22 protein-coding genes and 1 tRNA gene are annotated in these 21,886 nt (G+C 71.4%); 10 read left to right on the top strand and 13 right to left on the bottom strand.

Annotated elements, in window-relative coordinates:
• On the top strand, positions 1-642 hold the full coding sequence (locus QRY02_RS30715) for an NAD(P)-dependent oxidoreductase (protein ID WP_285986313.1): 642 nt from the start codon (positions 1-3) through the stop codon (positions 640-642).
• Positions 643-703: 61 nt separating this feature from the next.
• On the opposite strand, the gene QRY02_RS30710 is transcribed toward QRY02_RS30715, so the two are convergent.
• The 4 genes from QRY02_RS30710 to QRY02_RS30695 all read right to left on the bottom strand — a co-directional run bounded on the left by QRY02_RS30710 (position 704) and on the right by QRY02_RS30695 (position 5,168).
• Positions 704-1,684 carry a ribose-phosphate diphosphokinase gene (locus QRY02_RS30710; RefSeq protein WP_285986312.1) on the bottom strand — a complete coding sequence of 327 codons (981 nt, stop codon included), beginning with the start codon at positions 1,682-1,684 and terminating at the stop codon, positions 704-706.
• Entirely contained in the window at positions 1,681-3,153 is a 1,473-nt protein-coding gene (gene glmU / locus QRY02_RS30705) for a bifunctional UDP-N-acetylglucosamine diphosphorylase/glucosamine-1-phosphate N-acetyltransferase GlmU (protein WP_285986311.1), read from the bottom strand. Before glmU ends, QRY02_RS30710 begins: the two co-directional genes overlap by 4 nt.
• 152 nt (positions 3,154-3,305) lie before the next feature.
• Complete coding sequence (locus QRY02_RS30700) at positions 3,306-5,060, bottom strand: GGDEF domain-containing protein (protein ID WP_285986310.1); 1,755 nt, start codon at positions 5,058-5,060, stop codon at positions 3,306-3,308.
• 36 nt (positions 5,061-5,096) lie between these two features.
• A tRNA-Gln gene (locus tag QRY02_RS30695) sits at positions 5,097-5,168 on the bottom strand.
• A 206-nt stretch (positions 5,169-5,374) separates the two neighbouring features.
• Here QRY02_RS30695 and QRY02_RS30690 point away from each other — a divergent pair.
• The 3 genes from QRY02_RS30690 to QRY02_RS30680 all read left to right on the top strand — a co-directional run bounded on the left by QRY02_RS30690 (position 5,375) and on the right by QRY02_RS30680 (position 7,933).
• Positions 5,375-6,340: an acyl-CoA desaturase gene (locus QRY02_RS30690; protein ID WP_285986309.1), complete on the top strand. Its 966-nt coding sequence runs from the start codon at positions 5,375-5,377 to the stop codon at positions 6,338-6,340.
• Between the two features lie 95 nt (positions 6,341-6,435).
• The gene (locus QRY02_RS30685) at positions 6,436-7,029 is read left to right on the top strand and encodes a TetR/AcrR family transcriptional regulator (protein WP_285993958.1); all 594 of its coding nucleotides are present in this window, start codon (positions 6,436-6,438) and stop codon (positions 7,027-7,029) included.
• 4 nt (positions 7,030-7,033) lie between these two features.
• Complete coding sequence (locus QRY02_RS30680; RefSeq protein WP_285986308.1) at positions 7,034-7,933, top strand: GNAT family N-acetyltransferase; 900 nt, start codon at positions 7,034-7,036, stop codon at positions 7,931-7,933.
• Here QRY02_RS30680 and QRY02_RS30675 read toward each other — a convergent pair.
• From QRY02_RS30675 to QRY02_RS30665, 3 genes are read right to left on the bottom strand one after another with little or no spacing between them, the layout of a single operon-like run.
• Positions 7,926-8,318, bottom strand: coding sequence for an NUDIX hydrolase (locus QRY02_RS30675; RefSeq protein ID WP_285986307.1), 393 nt, complete (start codon positions 8,316-8,318; stop codon positions 7,926-7,928). The genes QRY02_RS30680 and QRY02_RS30675 overlap by 8 nt on opposite strands.
• Positions 8,315-8,707, bottom strand: a complete 393-nt coding sequence (locus QRY02_RS30670) for an NUDIX hydrolase (RefSeq protein WP_285986306.1) — start codon at positions 8,705-8,707, stop codon at positions 8,315-8,317. Before QRY02_RS30670 ends, QRY02_RS30675 begins: the two co-directional genes overlap by 4 nt.
• Complete coding sequence (locus tag QRY02_RS30665; protein ID WP_285986305.1) at positions 8,704-9,207, bottom strand: isochorismatase family protein; 504 nt, start codon at positions 9,205-9,207, stop codon at positions 8,704-8,706. Before QRY02_RS30665 ends, QRY02_RS30670 begins: the two co-directional genes overlap by 4 nt.
• Before the next feature lie 30 nt (positions 9,208-9,237).
• Here QRY02_RS30665 and QRY02_RS30660 point away from each other — a divergent pair, with 30 nt between their 5' ends.
• On the top strand, positions 9,238-9,966 hold the full coding sequence (locus QRY02_RS30660; RefSeq protein ID WP_285986304.1) for an SDR family NAD(P)-dependent oxidoreductase: 729 nt from the start codon (positions 9,238-9,240) through the stop codon (positions 9,964-9,966).
• 151 nt (positions 9,967-10,117) lie between these two features.
• A complete protein-coding gene (locus QRY02_RS30655; RefSeq protein ID WP_285986303.1) occupies positions 10,118-11,002 on the top strand; it encodes a serine hydrolase in 885 nt (294 codons plus the stop codon).
• Positions 11,003-11,210: 208 nt separating this feature from the next.
• Here the strand turns inward: QRY02_RS30655 and QRY02_RS30650 are convergent, their stop codons facing one another.
• The 5 genes from QRY02_RS30650 to QRY02_RS30630 are packed head-to-tail and all read right to left on the bottom strand — an operon-like array spanning position 11,211 to position 15,281.
• A complete protein-coding gene (locus QRY02_RS30650; protein ID WP_285986302.1) occupies positions 11,211-12,392 on the bottom strand; it encodes a PQQ-dependent sugar dehydrogenase in 1,182 nt (393 codons plus the stop codon).
• A gap of 16 nt (positions 12,393-12,408) precedes the next feature.
• Positions 12,409-13,254, bottom strand: coding sequence for an alpha/beta fold hydrolase (locus QRY02_RS30645; RefSeq protein ID WP_285986301.1), 846 nt, complete (start codon positions 13,252-13,254; stop codon positions 12,409-12,411).
• Positions 13,255-13,300: 46 nt separating this feature from the next.
• Positions 13,301-13,957: a response regulator gene (locus tag QRY02_RS30640; protein WP_285986300.1), complete on the bottom strand. Its 657-nt coding sequence runs from the start codon at positions 13,955-13,957 to the stop codon at positions 13,301-13,303.
• Complete coding sequence (locus QRY02_RS30635) at positions 13,954-14,187, bottom strand: hypothetical protein (protein ID WP_285986299.1); 234 nt, start codon at positions 14,185-14,187, stop codon at positions 13,954-13,956. The genes QRY02_RS30640 and QRY02_RS30635 overlap by 4 nt, the downstream gene beginning before the upstream one ends.
• Complete coding sequence (locus tag QRY02_RS30630) at positions 14,184-15,281, bottom strand: sensor histidine kinase (protein WP_285993957.1); 1,098 nt, start codon at positions 15,279-15,281, stop codon at positions 14,184-14,186. The genes QRY02_RS30635 and QRY02_RS30630 overlap by 4 nt, the downstream gene beginning before the upstream one ends.
• 153 nt (positions 15,282-15,434) lie before the next feature.
• On the opposite strand from QRY02_RS30630, the gene QRY02_RS30625 reads away from it, so the two are divergent.
• Positions 15,435-16,031 (top strand): class I SAM-dependent methyltransferase, encoded by a 597-nt coding sequence (locus QRY02_RS30625; RefSeq protein ID WP_285986298.1) that lies wholly within the window; start codon positions 15,435-15,437, stop codon positions 16,029-16,031.
• Entirely contained in the window at positions 16,003-16,491 is a 489-nt protein-coding gene (locus QRY02_RS30620; RefSeq protein ID WP_285986297.1) for a DedA family protein, read from the top strand. Before QRY02_RS30625 ends, QRY02_RS30620 begins: the two co-directional genes overlap by 29 nt.
• On the opposite strand, the gene QRY02_RS30615 is transcribed toward QRY02_RS30620, so the two are convergent.
• Positions 16,467-17,240 carry a helix-turn-helix transcriptional regulator gene (locus QRY02_RS30615; RefSeq protein WP_285986296.1) on the bottom strand — a complete coding sequence of 258 codons (774 nt, stop codon included), beginning with the start codon at positions 17,238-17,240 and terminating at the stop codon, positions 16,467-16,469. The genes QRY02_RS30620 and QRY02_RS30615 overlap by 25 nt on opposite strands.
• Before the next feature lie 74 nt (positions 17,241-17,314).
• Between QRY02_RS30615 and QRY02_RS30610 the strand changes: the two genes are divergently transcribed.
• Positions 17,315-18,238, top strand: coding sequence for an LLM class flavin-dependent oxidoreductase (locus tag QRY02_RS30610; RefSeq protein ID WP_285986295.1), 924 nt, complete (start codon positions 17,315-17,317; stop codon positions 18,236-18,238).
• Between the two features lie 52 nt (positions 18,239-18,290).
• Positions 18,291-21,845: a transcription-repair coupling factor gene (mfd, locus tag QRY02_RS30605; RefSeq protein WP_285993956.1), complete on the top strand. Its 3,555-nt coding sequence runs from the start codon at positions 18,291-18,293 to the stop codon at positions 21,843-21,845.
• The last annotated feature ends 41 nt before the right edge of the window (positions 21,846-21,886 follow it).

Below are 21,886 nucleotides of genomic sequence, written 5' to 3'. Positions count from 1 at the left end.
ATGGCCAAGCTGGTGGTTTTCGGGGCGACGGGGTACGCCGGGGGCAGGATCGGCGCCGAAGCGCTGCGTCGGGGCCACGAGGTCGTCGGGGTGGCGCGCAACGCCGGCCCGGTGCCCGAGGGTGTCGACGAGCGGCAGGGCTCGCTGCACGACGAGGAGTTCGTGGCGGGCTTGGCGAAGGACGCCGACGTCATCGTGGTGGCCACCCCGGCCCGCGAGATCGACGGCAAGAAGCTGATCGACGCGGTGCCGGCCCTGGCGCGGATCGCGAGCGAGAACGGCGTCCGGCTGTCGTTCGTCGGCGGCGCGGCGAGCCTGCACGTGGCCGAGGGCGGCCCGCGGCTGTTCGACACCCCGGAGTTCCCGGCCGAGTACAAGGACGAGGCCGGCAGCCACGCCGAGGTCCTCGGCCTGCTGCGCGAGCAGCCCGAGAGCCTCGACTGGTTCTACGTCAGCCCCGCGGCCGAGTTCGGTGCGTGGACTCCCGGGGAGCGCAAGGGCGAGTTCCGCATCGGTGGCGACGTCCTGCTGACCGACGAGAACGGCAAGTCCCACATCGGCGGCGACGACTTCGCGATCGCCTACGTCGACGAGATCGAGCAGCCGAAGCACCGCCGCGCGCGCTTCACCGTCGCTTACTGAGGTTCGCAGCGGAAAGCCCGCCCTCCCCAAGCCGGGGAAGGCGGGCTTTCCGCTTCAAACCTCAGGCGTTGCCGTCGAAGAGCGACGTCACCGAGCCGTCTTCGAAGACCTGCTGGATGGCCTCCGCCAGCATCGGGGCGATCGACAGCACCGTCAGCCCCGGGAACCGCTTCTCCTCGGGGATCGGCAGCGAGTTCGTCACGATGACCTCGCGCGCCTTGCACGACGAGAGCCGCTGGGTGGCCGGGTCGGACAGGATGCCGTGCGTCGTCGCGATGACCACGTCGGCCGCGCCCTCGTCGATCAGGGCCTCGGTGGCCTTCACGATCGTGCCGCCGGTGTCGATCATGTCGTCGATCAGGACGCAGAGCTTGCCCTCGACCTTGCCGACCACGCGGTTGGCCACCGCCTGGTTCGGCTTGTCCGGGTCGCGCGTCTTGTGGATGAACGCGATCGGGCGGTCACCGAGCTGGGCGGCCCACTTCTCGGCCAGCCGCACGCGGCCCGAGTCCGGGGAGACGACCGTGATGTCCGCGTCGCCGTAGGTGGCCTTGATGTGGTCGGCCAGCACGGTCTGCGCCATCAGGTGGTCGACCGGGCCGTCGAAGAAGCCCTGGATCTGCGCGGTGTGCAGGTCGACCGTCATGATCCGGTCGGCGCCCGCGGTCTTGAACAGGTCCGCGATCAGCCGCGCCGAGATCGGCTCGCGGCCCTTGTGCTTCTTGTCCTGGCGCGCGTACGGGTAGAACGGCATCACCACGGTGATCCGCTTCGCGCTCGCCCGCTTGAGCGCGTCCACCATGATCAGCTGTTCCATCACGTACTCGTTGATGGGCGTGGTGTGCGCCTGGATGACGAAGGCGTCGGTGCCGCGGACGGACTCCTCGAACCGGACGAACAGCTCGCCGTTGGCGAACGTGTGCGCCGTCTGCGGGGTGATCGTCACGTTGAGGTGCTGGGCCACTTCTTCGGCGAGCTCCGTGTGCGCGCGTCCGGAGAAGAGCATCAGGTTCTTCTTCGGCGTCCCTTGCTTCGGACTCATGCTGGCGACTCCCCGTCGGTTCCTGCTGCTGAATCGGCGTCGAGGGCGGCCTGGGCCGCCTCCGCCGCGGGCGTACCCGGCCGGCGCCGGATCGCCCAGCCTTGGATGTTGCGCTGCGGCGGCGCCGACACCGCGAGTGTGCCCGGCGGGACGTCTTCGCGGATCACGGCACCCGCACCACTGTAAGCGCCGTCACCGATGTGCACCGGGGCGACGAAGGTGTTGTCCGCGCCCAACCGGACATACGACCCGATAACGGTCCGGTGCTTGTGCACGCCGTCGTAGTTCACGAACACACTGGAGCAGCCGATGTTGCTGTGCTCACCGATCGTGGCGTCACCCACGTAGGTCAGGTGGGGCACCTTCGTGCCGGCGCCGATGTCGGCGGCCTTCGTCTCGACGAACGCCCCGAGCTTCGCCTGGACGCCCAGCTTCGTGCCCGGCCGCAGGTAGGTGAACGGGCCGACGTTGACGCCGTCGCCGAGCTCCGAGTCCGAGCCGTGCACGCGGACCACCGAGGCGCCCGCGCCGATGGTGACGTTCGTCAGCGTGCTGTCCGGGCCGACCGTGCTGCCCTCGCCGACCGACGTCGTGCCCTTCAGCTGCACGCCGGGCTCGATGACGACGTCACGGGAGAGGGTGACGCCGGCGTCGATCCAGGTCGTGGCCGGGTCGGTGATCGTGACGCCCTCGCGCTGCCAGCGCTGCACGATCCGGCGGTTGAGCTCGGCGCCGAGCGCCGACAGCTGCACGCGGTCGTTGACGCCTTCGGTGAGCCACGGGTCGTCGACGACCAGCGCGCCGACGTGCAGCCCGTCGCCGTTCGCGATGCCCAGCACGTCGGTGAGGTAGAGCTCGCCCTGCGCGTTGTCGGTCGAGAGGCGCGAAAGGCCGTCGCGCAGCACCGCCGCGTCGAAGGCGTAGACGCCCGAGTTGATCTCGGTGATCGCCGCCTGCTCCGGGGTGGCGTCCTTGTGCTCGACGATCCCGGTGACCTTGCCCGCGCTGTCGCGCACGATCCGGCCGTAGCCAGCCGGGTCGGCGACCACCGAGGTGAGCACGGTGACCGCGTTCTTCGCCTCGGTGTGCTCGTCGAGCAGCGCACCCAGGGTCGCGGTGTCGAGCAGCGGGACGTCGCCGTAGCTGACGAGCACGGTGCCGGTGAGGTCGGCGGGCAGGGTCGCGAGCGCGCAGGACACGGCGTGGCCGGTGCCCTTCTGCTCGGCCTGCACCGCGGTGCCGACGGTGCGCCCGAGCGCTTCCCCGACCGCGGCCAGCCGTTCGCCGACCGCTTCACGGCCGTGCCCGACGACCACCACGAGGTGTTCGGGGTTCAGGCCGGCGGCGGCCCGGACGGCGTGCTCGACCAGGGGCCGCCCGGCGATCGGGTGCAGCACCTTGGGCGTCGCGGAACGCATGCGGGTGCCTTCACCCGCGGCCAGGATCAACGTGCTCAGCGGGCCGGTCAACGGCGCTCCCAACGGTTACCAAATGATGGCTTCTGTCGGGCGCCAATCCTAACTGTGCTGGATATCGGCAATCCGACCGGCAGCCACGGCGGAAAGAGTGCCGGTGAACGGGCCCGCTCGCCGACCGTCTGCGCCTGCTTCCGGCCGGATTGCTAACTGTGCTCTTCGGCGTCCCACGCGGGGTCGGTGGGGGGCGCCTCGCTCGCCCACGCGGCAGCCGGGTCCGCGGCCATCGAGTTGGCCGACGCCACCTGGTTGCCGCCGCCGCGTTTCGCCTGGTACATGGCCGCGTCCGCGCGGGCGAGGACCTGCTCGCCGCGTTCCTGCGGCCGCAGCGAGACCAGCCCGATCGACAGCGTCACGCCGTGCGAAAGGTGGTGCGGCAGGTTGGAGACGGACTTCACCGCGCGGCCGAGCGCCATCTTCGCCGCCGACGCGGGCGTGCCCGGGAGCAGGACGATGAACTCGTCGCCGCCGTAGCGCGCCACCAGGTCGTCGCCGCGCAAGGCGTCACGAAGCGTGCTCGCCACGACACGCAGCACGTTGTCGCCTTCGGCGTGCGACTGCTTGTCGTTGACGCCCTTGAAGCCGTCGAGGTCGACCAGCGCGACCGCCAGCGGTTGCGCGTCGGCCGACGACGCGAGCTGCCGCAGCTTCTCGTCCAGCGCGCGCCGGTTCGGCAGGCCGGTGAGCGGGTCCTGCAGCGCCTGCTGGGTGATCGCGCCGTGCTCGGCGGAGAGCCGTTCGTGCTCGCGGCGGGCGTTCAGGGTGGCGATCTGCGACTCGCGCAGGCTCCACATCTCCGACTCCAGGCGCCGCGCGTAGTCGATCAGCGACTCGCTGGCGCCGGAGGCGTAGTCCGGGCTCGTGTCGAGCCTGGCCAGCTCGCGGGCGATGTTCAGCCGCATCGACGGCTGCGAGGTGTCGTCCGAGATCGACTGGCGGGTCTCCCGCAGGACCGTGAGGGCCTCGGTGCGGCGGCCCTCCTTGTCCAGGCAGCGCGCCAGCGCGATCGCGACGATCTCCCGGTCGTGCCCGAACGCGCGCTCGGTGTAGAGGTGCTCCAGCCGTTCGATGTGCTCGGCACCCGGCTGGTTCAGCGCCGGCGCCGCGGCCAGGACGCCGACCTGGTCGATCGCCGCGACGTTCGCCTTGCGCGGGAACAGCGACTCGGCGAACGGGCCTTCGGCGGCCGCCCCCATCGACGCCGCGGTGCGGAACTTCTCGGCGCTCTCGTCGTACTCGTCGATGCGCTCCAGCCGCAGGCCCCAGCCGAGCAGCATCTTGATCCGGTTGATCAGCTGCAGGGCGATGTCGTGCGGGCTCGCGCTCTCGCGGATCGCCGTGGCGGCCCGGCCGATGACCTCCTCGGCGGCTTCGTAGACCCCGAGCTGGTTGAGCACCAGCCAGCAGTCGATCAGCGTCGAGGAGAGCAGCCGGTTCCAGTTGCGCAGCCCGACCTGCCGGTCCGGGATGGTGGAGTCGTCGAGGATGGCCAGCGCCCTGGCGATCTCGGTGAGCGCGGCGTCCTCCTGCGCGGCGATCACGAGCCGGCGCCCGCGCAACGCGTGCGCGTCGGCCCGCAGCAGGGCGATGCCGTGGCGCCGGGTGTGCGCCAGCATCTCGTCGAGCCGGGGCTCGGCCTCCGCGGCCAGGCCCTTCGTGGCCAGCCGGGCCAGCGCCGACGAGCGCAGCAGCTGGGCCACGAGCAGGGGCTCGCCGCGCCGCTGGGTCTCGTCGAGCAGCTCGTCCATCATCGCGACGATCTCGAGCTGCTGGGTGTATTCGTGCCGCTGGACCGCGGCGCCCAGCTCACGCGCGCGCCCGACGAGCCACGCGTCGGACATTTCGGCCAGCGCGGGGCGCCTGGCCGTCACCGGGTCGGTCGCCTCGTCGGTCAGCGCCAACCTCCCGGTGTCGTGGGTTTCCGGTTCCTTCTGCTGCTCCGCCGCCAGGATTCGAACCTGAACTGTCAGAACCAAAATCTGAAGTGCTGCCGATTACACTACGGCGGATCGATCCTGGTCAGGATAGCGACGATCGGGTGTCGTCCGCGCGGGGGATGCGTTACGCGCCCGTCTGCCGGGTACTCCGGTTCCGAAGGACCGGTGTGAGTTCGGGCTCTCCCCAGCCGCCCGAACCTGCTGTACCGTAACTTACGGCATCGTAGGTTAGGGCGCCCTTGGTAAGAGGCGTGCCTGTGTAGGAAGAAGTGAAGCGTATGACGGCCACGCTCGACCGTTCCCAGCCCACCGGGGAGCCTTCGGCCCCCAAGGGCCCCAAACCAGTCACAGAGGGCACGCGCGGCATGGGCGTGCAGCTGTCGGTCTACTTCGGCGTGATCGCGCCGCTGGTGGCTCTCCTGGTCGCCGTGCCGTTCGCGTGGGGCTGGGGACTGAGCTGGGTCGACGTCGGCATCTTCGTGGTGTTCTACGCGATCAGCGGGCTCGGCATCACGGTGTCGTACCACCGCTACTTCACGCACGGTTCGTTCAAGGCCAAGCAGTGGCTGCGCGTGTTCATGGCCATCGCGGGCAGCATCGCCCTGCAGGGCCCGGTGATCACCTGGGTCGCCGACCATCGCCGCCACCACGCGTTCTCCGACCGCGACGGCGACCCGCACTCGCCGTGGGCGTTCGGCACCTCGCCGTGGGCCATCGCCAAGGGTTTCTGGCACGCGCACATGGGCTGGCTGTTCGAACGCGACCAGACCAACGCCGAGCGCTTCGCGCCGGACCTGGTGAAGGACCCGGCGATCAAGAAGGTCGACGACCTGTTCTGGCTGTGGGCACTGGTCAGCCTGGTGCTGCCGGCCATCCTCGGCGGGCTCATCTCGTGGTCGTTCTGGGGCGCGGTGACGGCGTTCTTCTGGGCCGGGCTGGTCCGCATCTGCGTGCTGCACCACGTGACCTGGTCGGTCAACTCGATCTGCCACATGATCGGCGAGCGCCCGTTCAACGCGCGGGACAAGTCGGCGAACTTCTGGCCGCTGGCGATCTTCTCGTTCGGCGAGTCGTGGCACAACCTGCACCACGCCGACCCGACGTCCGCCCGCCACGGCGTCAAGCGCGGCCAGATCGACATCTCCGCGCGGCTGATCTGGATCTTCGAGAAGTTCGGCTGGGTGCACGACGTGCGCTGGCCGACGCCGCAGCGCTTGGCCCGTATCGCGACGGAAAAGGGCTAGTCAACTAGGCTGCCCCGATGGCGGGGAGACGACGTTCGAAGCGCGAGCAGCAGGTCACCGGGGCGCGTCCGGCCGCCCCGGTGACGCGGGTCCGGATGACCGGGAGCGAGCGGCGGCAGCAGCTGCTGAGCGTGGCACGGGCCCTGTTCGCCGAGAAGGGCTTCGACGGCACGTCGATCGAGGAGATCGCCCACCGCGCCAACGTGTCGAAACCGGTGGTGTACGAGCACTTCGGCGGCAAGGAAGGCATCTACGCGGTGGTCGTCGACCGCGAGACGCAGCTGCTGCTCGACCGGATGGTTTCGACCCTCCACGGCGGTCACCCGCGGGTGATGCTGGAGCAGGCGGCGACGGCCCTGCTGTCCTACGTCGAGGACTCCCACGACGGATTCCGCATCCTGGTCCGCGATTCGCCGGTGGCGAGCTCCACCGGGACGTTTTCCACGGTGCTGAACGACATCGCGAGCCAGGTGGAGCACATCCTGGCCCAGCAGTTCGGCGCACTCGGCTACGACGAGAAGCTGGCCGCGCTGTACGCGCAGGCCCTGGTGGGCATGGTGGCGCTGACCGGCCAGTGGTGGCTGGACGCGCGCAAGCCGAAACGCGACGAGGTGGCCGCGCACCTGGTCAACCTGGCGTGGAACGGCTTGTCGCACCTGGAGCACAAGCCGAAGCTCCGGCTGGGCTGACGTCGTGGCGCTGACTGCCGCGGAGTTGCGGCTGATGCAGGGCCTCGCGCAGCGGATCACCGCCACCCACCCGGATCTGGTGAACAGCGACGCGTCGTTCGGTGAGCTGGCCTGGAACTGGGGCCGGACCCGCGGCGACGGCGAGCGCCGGCTGTGGTTCTCGGACGGGGAGATCGTCGCGTGGGGCTGGGCCGAGCTGCCGCGCCGGGTCCGGCGGAACGACGGCTCGGTCAAGGACATCACCCACGCGTACCTGGCGCACCAGGTGCATCCCGGGCACGCGGAGCTGGTCGACGACGTGATCGGCTGGTACGACACGACTGCGGCCGGCCTCGAGCGAACCGTGCTGCCCTCGGCGGCCGACGCGCATGCCTTGGCGCGCTGGGCGGCGCACGGCTACGAACCCGACGTGCCCGACGCTTGGTCGCAGCTCAACGAGCGTGACCTCACCGACGTCGAGGAACCGTCGCTGCCGCCCGGGTTCGCGTTCCGCACCGCCTCGGAGGTCTCGCCGGAAGCCGTGGTGCAGGCGCATGTCGACGCCTGGGCACCGACGTCGTACACGGCTTCGTCGTACGAAGGCTTGCGGCAGGCACCGGGCTACCGCGGCGACCTGCACGTCCTCGTCGAGGCGCCGGACGGGACGATGGCGTGCTCGGCGATCATGTGGCTCGACGAGGTGAACGCGACAGTCGAGTTCGAGCCGGTCGGCACGCACCCGGGCTACCGGCGCCGGGGGCTGGCTCGCGCGATGCTGCTGCACGGGATGCGCCTGGCCGTCACGGCGGGCGCCCGCCACGCGACGGTCGCCTGCATGGGCGAGCCGGAACCGGCGCGGGAGTTGTACTACAGCGCGGGGTTCCGGGCGTTTTCGCGGGACGCGCCGCTCATCAAGCTCAGGTGAGCTGCCCGGTCTCGCGGAGGTGGTCGAAGATGAGCCGGTCCACCGCGGAAACCCGGCCGCGGTCGGCGTACCCGAGCCACCCGACCTCTTCGATCTCGCTGCTCGCCGTCAGGGTGCCGCGGTATTCGGCCGTGTAGCAGGTCATCCGCACCAGTGTGCCCGCGGCGTGGCCATCCGCCTGGGCTTCGAACGTCCCCGCCGCGGCGATCGACTCCGGCGTGATCGCCACGTCGAGTTCCTCGCGGATTTCGCGGACCAGCGTGTCGGCGTCGGTTTCGCCGGGCTCGCGCTTGCCGCCGGGGAGGTAGTAGACGTCCTTGCCCCGCGAGCGCGTGCTGAGGATCCGGCCGTCCAGCAGGTGGATCCAGGCGATCTTGTCGATCACCGCAGCCGGCCGTCGTCGTGGAGGTGGTCGAAGACGAGCTGGGCCACCAGGGAAACCCGCGGCCGGTCCGCATAGGTGAGCCAGGCGATCTCCTCGATCTCCGCGCAGGCCCGTGGCGTTCCCGCGTACTCCGCCGTGTAGGCCGTCGTGCGGACGGTGGCGCCCTCCGCGTGCCCGTGCGCCTGGCCTTCGAACGTGCCCGCCGGGGCGATCGTCTCGACCTCGATCGCCACCCCGAGCTCCTCGCGGATCTCCCGGACCAGCGTCTCGGCGTCGGTCTCGCCCGGCTCGCGTTTGCCGCCCGGCAGGTAGAACTTGTCCTTGCCGCGCGAGCGCGCCGCCAGGATGCGGCCGTCCGCCACGTGGATCCAGGCGATCTTGTCGATCACGCCAACGCCGCCAGCGCTTCGCCGGTCGTGACCACCGTGCCCAGGCGCGGGAAGATCTTCGTGATGGCGTTTTCGTGCGAGATGCCGGAAAGCGCCGTCATCGCGTCCGACACCGCCACCGTGTCGTAGCCGTGGTCCGCGGCCGCGCGCAGGGTCGACTCGACGCCGAACTCCGTGGCGATGCCGCCGAAGACGACCGTGCGCACGCCCGCGCCGCGCAGGAACTCGTCGAGGTCCGTGCCGGCGAAACCGCCGATCGTGTACTTCGTGACGATCTTGTCGTCGCCGGCTTCGAAGGCCAGCTCGCTGCCCGGCGGGTTGTCCGGTCGTGACACCCGCACGATCACCACCGGCGCTCCGGCGCTGCGGAACGCGTCCCGCAACCGCAGTGCGTTGGCGAGGACTTCTTCGCCGGTGTACGGCGTGGTGGGCAGCGCCACGATCCGTTCCTGCAGGTCGATCAGCACGAGCGCGGACGTGGCCGGGTCGATCTTGCTCATTCCCCGATCCTAGGCACTAGGGTCGGGTTCATGGCGAACAGCAGGGAAATCGTGGTGACGGGTGGCGGCACGGGCATCGGCTACGCCGTGGCGGCGGCCTTCGCGCAGGCCGGCGAGCGCGTCACGATCACCGGGCGCCGGGAAAAGGTGCTCACCGAAGCGGCGACGCTCGCCGGCGCGCGGCCCGTCGTGTTCGACGCCGCCGACCCCGCGGCCGTCGAAGCCGCACTGGACGAGCTGCCCGGCCGCGTCGACGTCCTCGTCAACAACGCCGGCGGCAACACCGACTTCCTCGACGGCGACGGCGAAGAGGGGCTGGCCGGTTTCGCGGCCGCGTTCGAGCGGAACCTGCGGTCCAATGTGGTCAGTGCCGCGCTGGTGACGCACGCGCTGCGCGACCGCCTCGCCGAGGGCGCGCGGATCATCACCATCGGATCGATCGCCGCGCACACCGGCGCCGGGTCCTACGGCGCCGCGAAGGCCGCGGTCGAGGCCTGGAACGTGAGCGTGGCCCGGGAGTTCGGGCCGCGCGGGATCACCGCGAACGTCGTCGCGCCGGGGCTGATCGGGGAGACCGAGTTCTTCCACGGGCAGCTGAGCGACCAGCGGCGCGACTGGCTGATCGGCAACACGATGAACAAGCGTCCCGGCACGCCGGACGACGTCGTCGCCGTGGTGACGTTCCTGGCGAGCCCAGCCGCCGGGCACGTCACCGGGCAGGTCGTGCACGTCAACGGCGGCGCCTACCTCGGTAGCTAGGGCGGGCGCATCGGCCATCCGGCCGATGCGCGCGCTCGCCGGCGCTCGGTTGTCCACCGGATGGCCAAAACAGACCGGCTCATCGGGCGATACCCGCGGTCCACCTCCGCAATAGCTTCGGATTCCTCACGAATCCGGCGGAGGTGGACTGGTGCTCGAGCGACTGAACAACGTGAAGGTGCTCGTGGCGATCGCGGTGGTCATCGTGGTCGGGGGCTTGCTCACCGCGATCGCCGTCAACAGCGGCTCCGGAAGCGACAGCTGGCGCGCCGGGTGCGGCTCGGCGCCGGCCGGTCCCGGGGACAACCAGGCGAGCCGCGTCGCCGAGGCCAGGAAAGTGCTGCTGAGCACCGGGAACGATCCGCGCCTCGGGATCGAGATCGTCGACCTCGGCGCCTGCGCTGTCGAGACGAGGTGGAAGGCCGACCAGCCGCAGCCCACCGCGTCCGTGGTCAAGCTGCTCATCGCGCTCGACCTGATCGACCGTTCCGGAGTGCCTTCGGGCGGCGAAGAGACGGCTGTCCACGCCATGCTCGCCGCCAGCGACGATCACGTCGCCAGCCGCCTCTGGCAGCAGAACGGCGGCCCGGACATCGTCCGGCGGCAGGTCGCGAAGCTGGGGCTCACGCACACCACACCCCCGGACGACCCCGGCCAGTGGGGCTCCACCCGGATGTCACCCACCGACGTCGTCACGGTCTACCGGTACATCACCGCGGGGCTGTCCGAAGAAGGCCGCGTGTTCCTCACCGGAGCGATGGAAAGCGCCCCGCGCAACGCCGCCGACGGGTTCGACCAGCACTTCGGGATCCCGCGCGGGTTCCCGGGCGCGACGTGGGCGGTGAAGCAGGGCTGGGGCAGCTCCGAGGCCCGGCGGGTGCTCAACACCACGGGGCTGGTCCGGACCGCGTCCGGTACCTACGTCGTCGCGGTGATGGCTTCCTGGAAGGAAACCGTCGACTGGCCCACCGCGACCACGGCACTGACCGCGGCCGTCGGCGCGCTGAAGGGTTCCCTCCGGGCGGCCAAGGCCTGAACCGATCGGGAGTGGATGCCGGTCCCCGGGTCGCCAGGTCGGCGATGGCGCCCGGGGACCGGCGCGGTGCTGCCGCGGGAACGCTCTCTTCGGACCGCGTCCAACACGCGTCGGGGGCGGGCGAAAACTTCTGGTACACACCATGTTCCGCGATCCGCCACCCCGGCGGAAGTGTCCACGGCACTCGACGGCCGTGCTTTTCCCATGATCAGGCGGGCGTGACCTTCAGCAGCTTGTCGTCCGTCCCGTCCGACGTGGTCACGTACAGCGCGCCGTCCGGGCCGCTGCGGACCGCGCGCAGGCGGCCGAACTTGTCGTCGAACTCCGGGGGCAGCGAGACGTCGAGGACCTTGCCCGCCGGGTCCAGGTGGTACAGCAGCAGTTTCTGGCCCTTGAGCGCCACCACGACCAGCGCGCCGTCGTTCGTGCCCCACTGCGCGCCGGTCAGGAAGGCGTCGCCGCTGATCGCCTCGGTGATGCTGCCGGAGGTCCACAGTGGACTCACCGCGTCCGGGAACCGCTTGAGGTCGGTCATCGGCACGCTTTCGTCGTAGCTCGTTCCGGTGCCGCCCTTCGAGGGGTCCCAGCCGTAGTTCGCGCCCGGCTTCAGCAGGTTGACCTCGTCGTCGAACGTCGGGCCGTGCTCGGCGGTGATCACCTGGCCGCTGCCCGGCCGGATCGCCACGCCCTGGACGTTGCGGTGGCCGTAGGTGTAGATCAGCCGTTCGCGCGGGTCGCTCGAGGTGATGAAGGGGTTGTCCGGCAACGCGTTCCCGGTCTTCGCGTCCAGCCGCAGCACCTTGCCGCCGAGGGAATGGCGGTCCTGCGCGATCGACGCGCGCGCGGTGTCACCGGTGCCGACGAGCAGCGCGCCGTCCGGGGCGAAGGTCGGCCGGCAGCCGGAGTGCCGTCCGCTCGGGTTCACCGGCAGCCCGGTGAGCAGGTCCTTCACCTTCGACGCGCTCGTGCCGTCGGCGGCCAGCTTCCACGTGACCAGCCGGATGTCGACGGCCTTGCCGCCTTCCTGGTGGTCCTGGCAGGTGATGAACTCGCGGCTGGTCGCGAAGTCCGGGCTGACGACCATGCCGAGCAGCCCGCCTTCGCCCTTGACGAGGACGTCGGAGAAGTCGGCGCGCACCTCGGCCGCCTGCCCCTTCCGGATCAGCGCGAGCTTGCCGGGCCGCTGGGGCACGAGGATGCCGCCGTCGGGCAGGAAGCCGACGTCCCAGCCGTGCTCCAGCCCGCCGGTCACCGTCTCGACCTTGAACTTCCCGCTCGCGGCGGCCGGCGTGGCCGCGGGCGGGACGCTCTGCACCGGCTCGCTCGCCGCCCCCGAACAGCCCAGGACCAGCAGGGACACCACACCGATGAGACCCAGCGAACGCCGCATACGCCTCATCCTGCCATCAAGTGGTGAAATCGCCGTTCGCCGCCGAGCGCGTGAGGAACTCCAGGTCGGCGTCGCCGGGGAGGGAGTGCCCGGCGCCGGGCACCAGGTCCACCTCGGCGCCGGCCGCTTCGAGACGCCGTTTCGTCGTCACCGAGCCGACCATGGCGTCGTCCGCCCCGGCCACGGCGTACACCGGCATGGTCAGCCGTTCGAGGGCCGCGTCGCCGAAGACGGGGAACGGACCGGTGCGGTACCGGTAGTGCGCGGCCACCAGCAGCTGCTGCGCCACGATCGGCGACGACTCCGGCTCGCCCACCGCACCGGCGACGGCCTTCCGCCGTCCCTTCTCGCCGAGCAGCCCCAGCAGCACGGCCTTGACGACGAACCCCTTCTTCATCGGGCCGAGGCCGACGGGGCACCGCAACGCCAGCGCGGCGACCCGCTCGGGCCGCCGGGTCGCGAAGTCGAGCGCGACCCAGCCGCCGAACGACGACGCCAGGAAGGCGGCGCGGCCGAGGCCGAAGTGGTCCAGCACCGCGTCCAGCCACCGCGCGTACCGGTCACCCGCGAGCGGCGGCCGGGCCTCGGCGCTCAGCCCGGGCTCGCCGATGATGTCGACGGCGTGCACCCGGAACCGCCCGGCCAGTGCCGGGATCCGGGCCGCCCACTCCGCGGAGTTGCTGCCGGAGCCGTGCAGCAGCACCAGCGCCGGAGCTCCGGCCGGGCCCGAGACCAGGACGAACGTCTCGCCTTCGGGCGTCGGGACGCGCACTTCGGCACGGGGGACGGGCCAGGCCCGCAGAGCGTCGAGGTACCGCTCGCGGAGGAGCGCGGCGCCGGCCTCGGACTTGTATATCATCATGCAAAGTACTCTAAACCTCCGTATCAAGAGGATTGATAGGGAGTGATCAGGAGCCCGGGCGCACCAGCCCGGACTCGTAGGCGAAGACCACCGCGTGCACCCGGTCGCGCAGCCGCAGCTTGCCGAGGATCCGCCCGACGTGCGTCTTCACCGTCGTCTCGCCGATGTACAGCTTCGCGGCGATCTCCGAGTTCGAAAGCCCGCGCGCGATGAGGCCCAGCACGTCCTTCTCGCGTTCGGTCAGCACCCCGAGCCGCGCGATGTCCACGGGATCGCGCTCGTCGGCGAGGTACCGGTCGAGCAGCCGCCGTGTGACCGACGGCGAGACCATCGAGTCGCCCCGCAGCACGCCCCGGATCGCGACGAGCATCTCTTCCGAAGGCGCGTCTTTCACCAGGAACCCGCTGGCCCCACCCCGCAACGCGGCGTACGCGTACTCGTCGAGGTCGAAGGTGGTGATGATCAGCACCCGCACGTCCGGCAGTTCGGCGCAGATCCGCGCGGTCGCGGCGACGCCGTCGAGCACCGGCATCCGGACGTCCATCAGCACCAGATCGGGGCGCAGCTCGCGAGCGAGGGCGACGGCCTCTTCGCCGTTGGCAGCTTCGCCGACGACGGTGAGGTCGTCTTGGCTTTCGACGATCATGCGGAGGCCGACGCGGACGAGCTGCTGGTCGTCGCAGAGGAGGATGCGGGTGGTCATGGCCGCACCACCAGGGTCGCGTGGACGCGGTACCCGCCGCCGGGGGACGGCTCGCACGCGTCGGCGCGGCGGTCTCGGGGGCGCGTCCGGTCGCTCGGGTGTGGCGGCTGGTGGGTCCGCGGTTCCCAGGCCGGCGTCGCGGCTTCGCCCGTAGCGGTGAGGCCGTGCGGGCTCTCGGCGATCGTCCTCAGTCCGGCGGGCACGGGCCGCCGCGGGAGCCGGGTGGTCATGGCTGCACCACCAGGGTCGCGTGGACGCGGTACCCGCCGTCGGGCAGCGGGCCGGTGGTCAGCTCGCCGTGGTACATCTCGACGCGCTGGCGCATTCCCGTCAGCCCGTGGCCGGACGACGGCAGGGCCGGGGCCGGTGGTGCGTGGCCGCCGGTGTTCGTCACCTCGATGCGGACCTCCGGTGGCTCGAAGGCGACGCCGACGCGGCCGGTCGCGTCGGCCGGGGCGTGCTTGATCATGTTGGTCAGGGCCTCCTGGACGATCCGGTACGCCTGCAGCGCGGCACTCGCGGGCAGCGTGCCCGGGTCGCCGGTCACGTCGAGTGCGACGTCGCGCCCGGACTGGTCGACGAGCGCGCGCAGTTCGGCGAGCGTCGGCTGGGGACTGCGTGCCGCCTGGCCGGCGTGCAGGACTTCGAGGAGCCGCCGCAGCTCGGCCAGCGCGTCCCGGCCGGTGTGGACGATCGTGTCGAGCGTGCGGTCGACGGCCGCGGGGTCGCGGTGCCGGGCGAGCTTCGCGCCTTCGGCGTTCAGCACGATCACGCTCATGCTGTGCGCCAGCACGTCGTGCAGCTCGCGCGCGATCCGCGTGCGCTCTTCCGCGAGCGCCGCGCGGGTCTGGGCGGCGTCGCGCTTTTTCTCTTCGGCCGTGAGCTCCTCCTGCTTGCGGAAGAACTCCCCGAGCGCCCACGCGGCGATGTGCAGCGGCAGGATGCCGATCAGCGACAAGGTCGGGTAGTCGGTTTCCGGCGCGTAGAGGGTGACCCACTGGACGTCGAGGACGACGATCGCGAAGGCGATCGCCGCGGCGAACCACCGGTACCTCAGCTTCACGAGGTTGAACAGCACGACCGCCATCGCCAGTTCGGTGCGGCCGCGGTCGTAGGCCCAGATGTCGTCGAAGTACACCACCGCCGCCCCGGCGATGATCAGCACCGCCACCGTGCGCGGGAACCGGCGGCGCAGCAGCAGCGGGAGCAGGAACAGCATCGGGATCGCGCGGACGGCGTACGAGCCGGAGCCGGTCCAGTTGGGGGCGAGGAAGATGAACACGGCGTACAGCGGCAGGTCCACTGTCCACCGATGTCTGCGCATCCACACCACGAGTCGTTCCACGCCACCGAACGTAGTGCCGGGACCGGGCTCGGGGCGTCATCCCTCCGGCCCGACCGTGTCCTCCCCGGGGAGGACGAGCCCGGCCAGTCCGGCGGATTCGGGGCCACCCCGGCCGTTCCTAGCGTCGGGATCATGTCGATCACCAGGGAATTCCTCCGTCACCCCGTGCTGACGGGCGCGATCGCGCCGAGCTCGCCGCGGCTGGCCGAAGAGATGACGGCGGGCCTCGGCCTGGAACGCGCGTCGTGCGTCGCGGAGCTCGGGCCGGGCACCGGCGTGTTCACCGAAGCGATCCTCGCGCTGCTCCGCCCCGAAGCGCGCCTGACGGCCATAGAGATCAACCCGCGTTTCGCGGCCGTCCTGAGCGAACGCTTCCCCCAGGCCGACGTCGTCAGCGGCTCGGCGGAACACCTGGCTCTGGACGGCGCCGACGTCGTCGTCTCCGGTCTGCCGTGGACGGCCATGACCGCGCCCCGGCAGCAGCGCATCCTCGACGCGGTCACCGCCGCACTCGCCCCGAACGGCCGGTTCACGACGTTCGCGTACGCCCACGCGGCCTGGACACCACCCGCACGCCGCTTCGCCGCGTCGCTGCGAAGCCGGTTCGCGGTCGTAGAGCGCACCCAGGTCGTCTGGGGCAACCTGCCACCCGCGTTCGTCTACCGCGCGGCGCTCCCGGTGGCCGTCGGGAGGGCACGGCGTGGACAGCCTGCTGCGGCCACTGCTTGACGCACCCCCGGCGGTCGTCTACCTGGTCTGCGCCTTGGTCATCACGGCGGAAACCGCGCTGCTGCCGGGAATCGTGCTGCCGACGTTGTCGACGCTGCTGCTGATGGGGTTCCTCGCCGAGCGGGGCACGCTCCACCTCGGACTCGCTTGGGCGGTCGCCGTTGCCTCGGCCGTCCTCGGTGACCAGCTCGCCTACCTCGAAGGACGTCACTGGGGACCGCGGCTGTCCCGCCGCGTCGGCCAAAAGAGGTGGCAGCGCGCGGAAACGGCGCTCGCGCGCTACGGCGTCCCGGCGGTGATCGCAGGCCGCTGCCTGGCCGGCGTCCGGACGCTGGTGCCGCGCGTGGCGGGCTCGGCGGCGATGCCGTACCGCCGGTTCGCGGCGGGCAGCGTGGCGGCGGCGGTGCTGTGGGCGAGCGCGGAACTGCTGGTGGGTCACACGACGGCGCTGGTGGTGTGAAGCCGTTCGGCGGTCTCGGCGTCCGCGGGCAGGAACGTCTCCAGCTTCAGCTCCGACACCGTGACGTCCGCCGCCGTCGCGAACGTCGTGATCGCGGTGATCAGCCGCAGTTCGCCGGCCGAGGTGGCCAGCCGGACCGGCACCGCGAACCCCAGGTGCTCCGGGCCGGGCGCGGACGGCGGCGGCAGGTAGCCCTCCAGCTCGGCGAGCTGGGCGGCCAGCCGTTCGTCCGGGGTGCGGGCCAGGTCGTTGCGCAGGCGTTCGAGGATGTGCCGCGCCCAGTCGTCGAGGTTGCGCACGCGCGGCGCCATCCCGTCCGGGTGCAACGCCAGCCGCAGCGTGTCGACCGGTTCGCGCAGCAGCTCCGGCGCGACTCCCTCGGTGAGCAGCCGGAACCCGTCGTTCGCCGCGACCAGCACGCCGTAGCGGTCGACGACGATCGCGGGGTAGGGCCGGTGGCCGTCGAGCAGCCGCCGCAGCCCGTCGAGAACCGGCTTGATCGCCGGGTCGTCGAGCCGCGTCTCGGGGTACGACGGGGCGAAACCGGCGGCGTGGAGCAGGCCGTTGCGCTCGCGCAGGGGCAGTTCCAGCGACTCGGCGACGCGCAGCACCATGCCGCGGCCGGGGAGCGAGCGCCCGCTCTCCATGAAGCTCACGTGCCGCTGCGTCGTCCCGGCCCGCAACGCCAGGTCGAGCTGGCTGAGGTGCCGCCGCGTGCGCCAGTCCTTCAGCGCGGTTCCGAAGTTCACGGTCCCATCCTGCTCGTCCGCGCCATTCCCCGCGGGGAATTGAGGGCATTCCCCGCCCCGGCCAGGCTCACCGCATGACGAACTACGGCCTGGTCATCCCGACCTACCAGCCCATCCTCGACGCCGGGCGGACCGCGCCCGAGCTGGTCGCCACCGCCGTCGCCGCGGAGGAGCTCGGCCTCGACTCGGTCTGGGTCGGCGACACCCTCGCGCGGGCACCCCTGGACGCTCTCGCCGTCCTGGCCGCCTTCGCCGCCCGGACGTCGCGGGTGACCCTGGGGACGTCCGCCTTGCTCCCGGCCCTGCGTAACCCGATTTTGACGGCGAACCAGCTGCTCAGCATCGATTTGCTCAGCGAAGGACGGCTCACGGTGGCCGTCGGCGCCGGGTTCGCCGGGCGCAGCGAACCGGAGTTCGCGTTCGCCGGCGTGCCGTGGGAGCGCCGCCGGGCCCGGCTGGACGACATCGTGGCCCTCTGGCGCGCGGTGTGGAGCGGTGCTTCCTCCTTCCACGGCTCGGTACTGCACCACGACTCGCTCCCGGTGTTCCCGGCCCCGGCTCGCCCGGGCGGGCCGCCGGTGTGGCTGGCGGCGTACACGCCGGGCGCGCTGGAGCGCGTCGGCCGGCTGTACGACGGCTGGCTGCCGTACCCGCCGGATCCCGCGGACTACGGCGCCGGTCTGGCCCGGATCCGGGCCACGGCCACCCGTCCGGTGACCCCGGCGCTGTTCGCGACGGTCCTGGTCGAGGACGACGCCGATCGCGGGCAGGCGTTGCTGGAGGAGTACTGCGAGCGCAACTACGGGCGGCCGGCGGCGTTCGTGCAGGGGATCCAGATGCAGGTGTGCGGCAGCGCCGCGGAAGTGGCGCGGCAGCTGCGGAAGTACGAAGGGGTGGAGCACTTCCTGCTGCGCATCGCGAGCACGGACCCGAAGGTGTTCGACGAGCAGCTGCCCCGCGTCGCGGAGGTGGTGAACCTGCTGCGCGAGCAGCCGTGACCGGAAACCTGTCGGGGGTGGCACGTAGGCTGGGACCGTGACCGACGCTCCATTGTCCGGACTCCTCACCGCCATCCTTCCCGACCCGGCCCTGCGCGGCGTGGTCGAGCGCGCTAGCGCGCCGCTGCTCGAGCTGCAGGGCCCGATCGCCGCCCGGCAGCTCGTCGCCGCCGCGCTCGCGGCCGATGCCGGCGCCGGCAAGCCCGTGCTCGCCGTCACCGCCACCGGCCGCGAGGCCGACGAACTGACCGCGTCCCTCGGCGCGCTGCTCGGCCGCGGCAAAGTGGCCGACTTCCCGAGCTGGGAGACCCTTCCGCACGAGCGTCTCTCCCCGCGCGCGGACACCGTCGGCCGCCGCCTCGAGGTGCTGCACCGGCTGAAGACGGGGGACGACGACCTGCGCGTCGTCGTCGCCACCGTCCGCAGCCTGATCCAGCCCATGGCGCCCGGGCTCGGGTCCCTCGCCCCGGTCGACCTCGTCGTCGGCGAAGAACAGAGTTTCGAGGGCCTCCTCGAACGGCTGGTCGAGCTGGCCTACACCCGCGTCGACATGGTCGAGAAGCGCGGCGAGTTCGCCGTCCGCGGCGGCATCCTCGACCTGTTCGGGCCCACCGCGCAGCACCCCGTCCGGGTGGAGTTCTGGGGCGACGAGGTCAGCGAGATCCGCGCGTTCGCCGTCTCCGACCAGCGGTCGCTGCCCGGCGAGATCCCGCGGGTCACCGCGCCGCCGTGCCGGGAGCTGCTGCTCACCCCGCCGGTCAGGGAGAAGGCCGCGGAGCTGGCGAAGACGTTCGAGGCCGACGCGCACCTGGCCGAGATGCTCACCAAGCTCGCCGACGGCATCCCGGTCGAGGGCATGGAGGCGCTCATCCCGGTCCTCTGCGAAGGCGAGCTGGAGCTGCTCACCGACGCGATGCCGGTGGGCACCCACGTCCTGCTCACCGACCCGGAGAAGATCCGCGCCCGCGCCGCCGACCTCGTCCGCACCGGCCAGGAGTTCCTCGAAGCGTCCTGGACGACGGCCGCGGCGGGTGGCCAGGCCCCGATCGATCTCGGCGCGTCGGCCTACCGCGGGCTCGACGAGATCGCGTCCCACGCGCAGGACACCAAGCGCGCCTGGTGGACCATCACCCAGCTGACCAGCGAAGACCCCGACATCTACCGCGTCTCGGTCGAGGCCGCGCCCGCGTACCGCGGCGAGCTCGAACGCGCGACGGCGGACCTGCGCGCGCACATCGCATCGGGCGGCACGGCGGTGCTCGTCGTCGCCGGGCAGGGCACCGCGGCGCGCGCGGTCGAGCAGTTCTCGGCCGCCGACGTCCCGGCCTCCCTGGCGGGCGACGGCCTGCGGAGCGCACCGGCGCCGGGCGTCGTCACGGTCACCTGCGGCGGCCTGACCGACGGTTTCATCTCGCCGGAACGCGCCCTGGTCGTGCTCACCGAGTCGGACCTGACCGGCCGCGGCTCGGGCGCCGGAACGTCCACAAAGGACCTCACCACCAAGATGCCGTCGCGGCGGCGCAACGCCGTCGACCCGCTGGCGTTGAAGGCCGGCGACTACGTCGTGCACGAGCAGCACGGCATCGGCCGGTTCGTCGAGATGGTCCAGCGGACGGTCGCCGGCGCCACCCGCGAGTACCTGCTGCTGGAGTACGGCTCGTCCAAGCGCGGGCACCCGGGCGACCGGCTGTTCGTGCCGACCGACCAGCTCGACGAGGTGTCCAAGTACGTCGGCGGCGAGCTGCCGACGCTGAACAAGCTCGGCGGCTCCGACTGGAAGAACACCAAGGCCAGGGCCAAGAAGGCGGTCAAGGAGATCGCCGCCGAGCTCGTCCAGCTGTACGCCGCGCGCCAGGCCGCGCCCGGCCACGCGTTCGGCCCGGACACGCCGTGGCAGGGCGAGCTGGAGGACGCTTTCCCGTTCACCGAGACCAACGACCAGCTCGCCGCGATCGACGAGGTCAAGGCCGACATGGAACGCGGCGTCCCGATGGACCGCGTCATCTGCGGCGACGTCGGCTACGGCAAGACGGAGATCGCCGTCCGCGCCGCGTTCAAGGCGGTGCAGGACGGCAAGCAGGTCGCGGTGCTGGTGCCGACGACGCTGCTCGCCCAGCAGCACCTGAACACCTTCACCGAGCGCATGCGCTCGTTCCCGGTGAAGATCCGCGGCCTGTCCCGGTTCTCCGCCAAGAGCGAGACCGACTCGACTCTGGAACAGCTGGCCAGCGGCGAGGTCGACATCGTCATCGGCACGCACCGCCTGCTGCAGACCGGCGTCCGCTGGAAGGACCTGGGCCTGATCATCGTCGACGAGGAGCAGCGCTTCGGCGTCGAGCACAAGGAGCACATCAAGGCGCTGCGCACGCACGTCGACGTGCTCACCATGTCGGCGACGCCGATCCCGCGCACCCTGGAGATGTCGCTGGCCGGCATCCGCGAGATGTCCACGATCCTCACCCCGCCCGAGGACCGGCACCCGATCCTGACGTACGTCGGCGCGTATGACGACAAACAGGTCGGCGCGGCCATCCGGCGCGAACTGCTGCGTGACGGCCAGGTCTTCTACGTCCACAACCGCGTCTCCTCGATCGAGAAGGCCGCGCGGCACATCCGGGAGCTGGTGCCGGAGGCGCGGGTCGTCACCGCGCACGGGCAGATGAACGAGGACAAGCTCGAGAAGATCATCCAGGGCTTCTGGGAGAACGAGTACGACGTCCTGGTGTGCACGACGATCGTCGAGACGGGTCTCGACATCTCGAACGCCAACACGCTGCTGGTCGAGCGCGGCGACCTGCTGGGGCTGGCCCAGCTGCACCAGCTGCGCGGCCGGGTCGGCCGCGGGCGCGAGCGCGGGTACGCGTACTTCCTGTACCCACCGGAGGCCCCGCTGACGGAGACCGCGCACGACCGCCTGGCGACGATCGCCCAGAACACCGAGCTGGGCGCGGGCATGGCGGTCGCGATGAAGGACCTGGAAATCCGCGGCGCGGGCAACATCCTCGGGGCGGAGCAGTCGGGGCACATCGCCGGCGTCGGTTTCGATCTGTACGTGCGGTTGGTCGGCGAAGCGGTCGACGCGTTCAGGCGGCACGCGGGCGCGGAGTCGACGGAGGAAGAGGAGATGGCCGACGTCCGCGTCGACCTCCCGATCGACGCCCACATCCCGCACGACTACGTGCCAGGGGAAAGGTTGCGCCTGGAGGCGTACCGCAAGATCGCGGCGGCACCGGACACCGAGGGCCTCGACGCGGTCCGCGAAGAGCTCATCGACCGGTACGGCCAGCCGCCGGCCCCGGTCAACCGGCTGCTGTCGGTGGCTCGCTTCCGGCACACGTGCCGCGAGGCGGGCGTGACGGAGGTGGCGGTCCAGGGCAACACGATCCGGTTCGCGCCGTTGCCGTTGCTGGACTCGCAGATGGTGCGCCTGAAGCGGCTGTACCCGAAGGCGGTGTTCAAGGCGGTGACGAACACGGTGTCGGTCCCGAAGCCGACAGAGGGCCCGGCCGGCGGCCGGATCGGCGCACCGACATTGCGGGACGAAGAACTGCTGGAGTGGTGCACGAAGCTGCTGCTCCAGCTGACGAAGAAACCGGCGGCGGTGTAAAGGCGGGTGGACACCCGGCGCCACATCGGGGGACTTTCCGT

It is taken from the genome of Amycolatopsis sp. DG1A-15b, from assembly GCF_030285645.1.
Taxonomy (GTDB): domain Bacteria; phylum Actinomycetota; class Actinomycetes; order Mycobacteriales; family Pseudonocardiaceae; genus Amycolatopsis.
The sequence above is the reverse complement of the archived record's forward strand: the minus strand, read 5'-3'. Positions and strand labels throughout refer to the sequence as shown.

What these genes read in the sequence shown, in the direction of transcription:
- QRY02_RS30690 (WP_285986309.1), top strand. Translation starts at nt 5,375, where the DNA reads ATGACGGCCACGCTCGACCGTTCCCAGCCCACCGGGGAGCCTTCGGCC.
- QRY02_RS30715 (WP_285986313.1), top strand. Translation starts at nt 1, where the DNA reads ATGGCCAAGCTGGTGGTTTTCGGGGCGACGGGGTACGCCGGGGGCAGG.
- QRY02_RS30640 (WP_285986300.1), bottom strand. Translation starts at nt 13,957, where the DNA reads ATGACCACCCGCATCCTCCTCTGCGACGACCAGCAGCTCGTCCGCGTC.
- QRY02_RS30650 (WP_285986302.1), bottom strand. Translation starts at nt 12,392, where the DNA reads ATGCGGCGTTCGCTGGGTCTCATCGGTGTGGTGTCCCTGCTGGTCCTG.
- QRY02_RS30710 (WP_285986312.1), bottom strand. Translation starts at nt 1,684, where the DNA reads ATGAGTCCGAAGCAAGGGACGCCGAAGAAGAACCTGATGCTCTTCTCC.
- QRY02_RS30645 (WP_285986301.1), bottom strand. Translation starts at nt 13,254, where the DNA reads ATGATGATATACAAGTCCGAGGCCGGCGCCGCGCTCCTCCGCGAGCGG.
- QRY02_RS30625 (WP_285986298.1), top strand. Translation starts at nt 15,435, where the DNA reads ATGTCGATCACCAGGGAATTCCTCCGTCACCCCGTGCTGACGGGCGCG.
- QRY02_RS30685 (WP_285993958.1), top strand. Translation starts at nt 6,436, where the DNA reads ATGACCGGGAGCGAGCGGCGGCAGCAGCTGCTGAGCGTGGCACGGGCC.
- QRY02_RS30635 (WP_285986299.1), bottom strand. Translation starts at nt 14,187, where the DNA reads ATGACCACCCGGCTCCCGCGGCGGCCCGTGCCCGCCGGACTGAGGACG.
- QRY02_RS30665 (WP_285986305.1), bottom strand. Translation starts at nt 9,207, where the DNA reads ATGAGCAAGATCGACCCGGCCACGTCCGCGCTCGTGCTGATCGACCTG.
- QRY02_RS30630 (WP_285993957.1), bottom strand. Translation starts at nt 15,281, where the DNA reads ATGCGCAGACATCGGTGGACAGTGGACCTGCCGCTGTACGCCGTGTTC.
- QRY02_RS30610 (WP_285986295.1), top strand. Translation starts at nt 17,315, where the DNA reads ATGACGAACTACGGCCTGGTCATCCCGACCTACCAGCCCATCCTCGAC.
- QRY02_RS30660 (WP_285986304.1), top strand. Translation starts at nt 9,238, where the DNA reads ATGGCGAACAGCAGGGAAATCGTGGTGACGGGTGGCGGCACGGGCATC.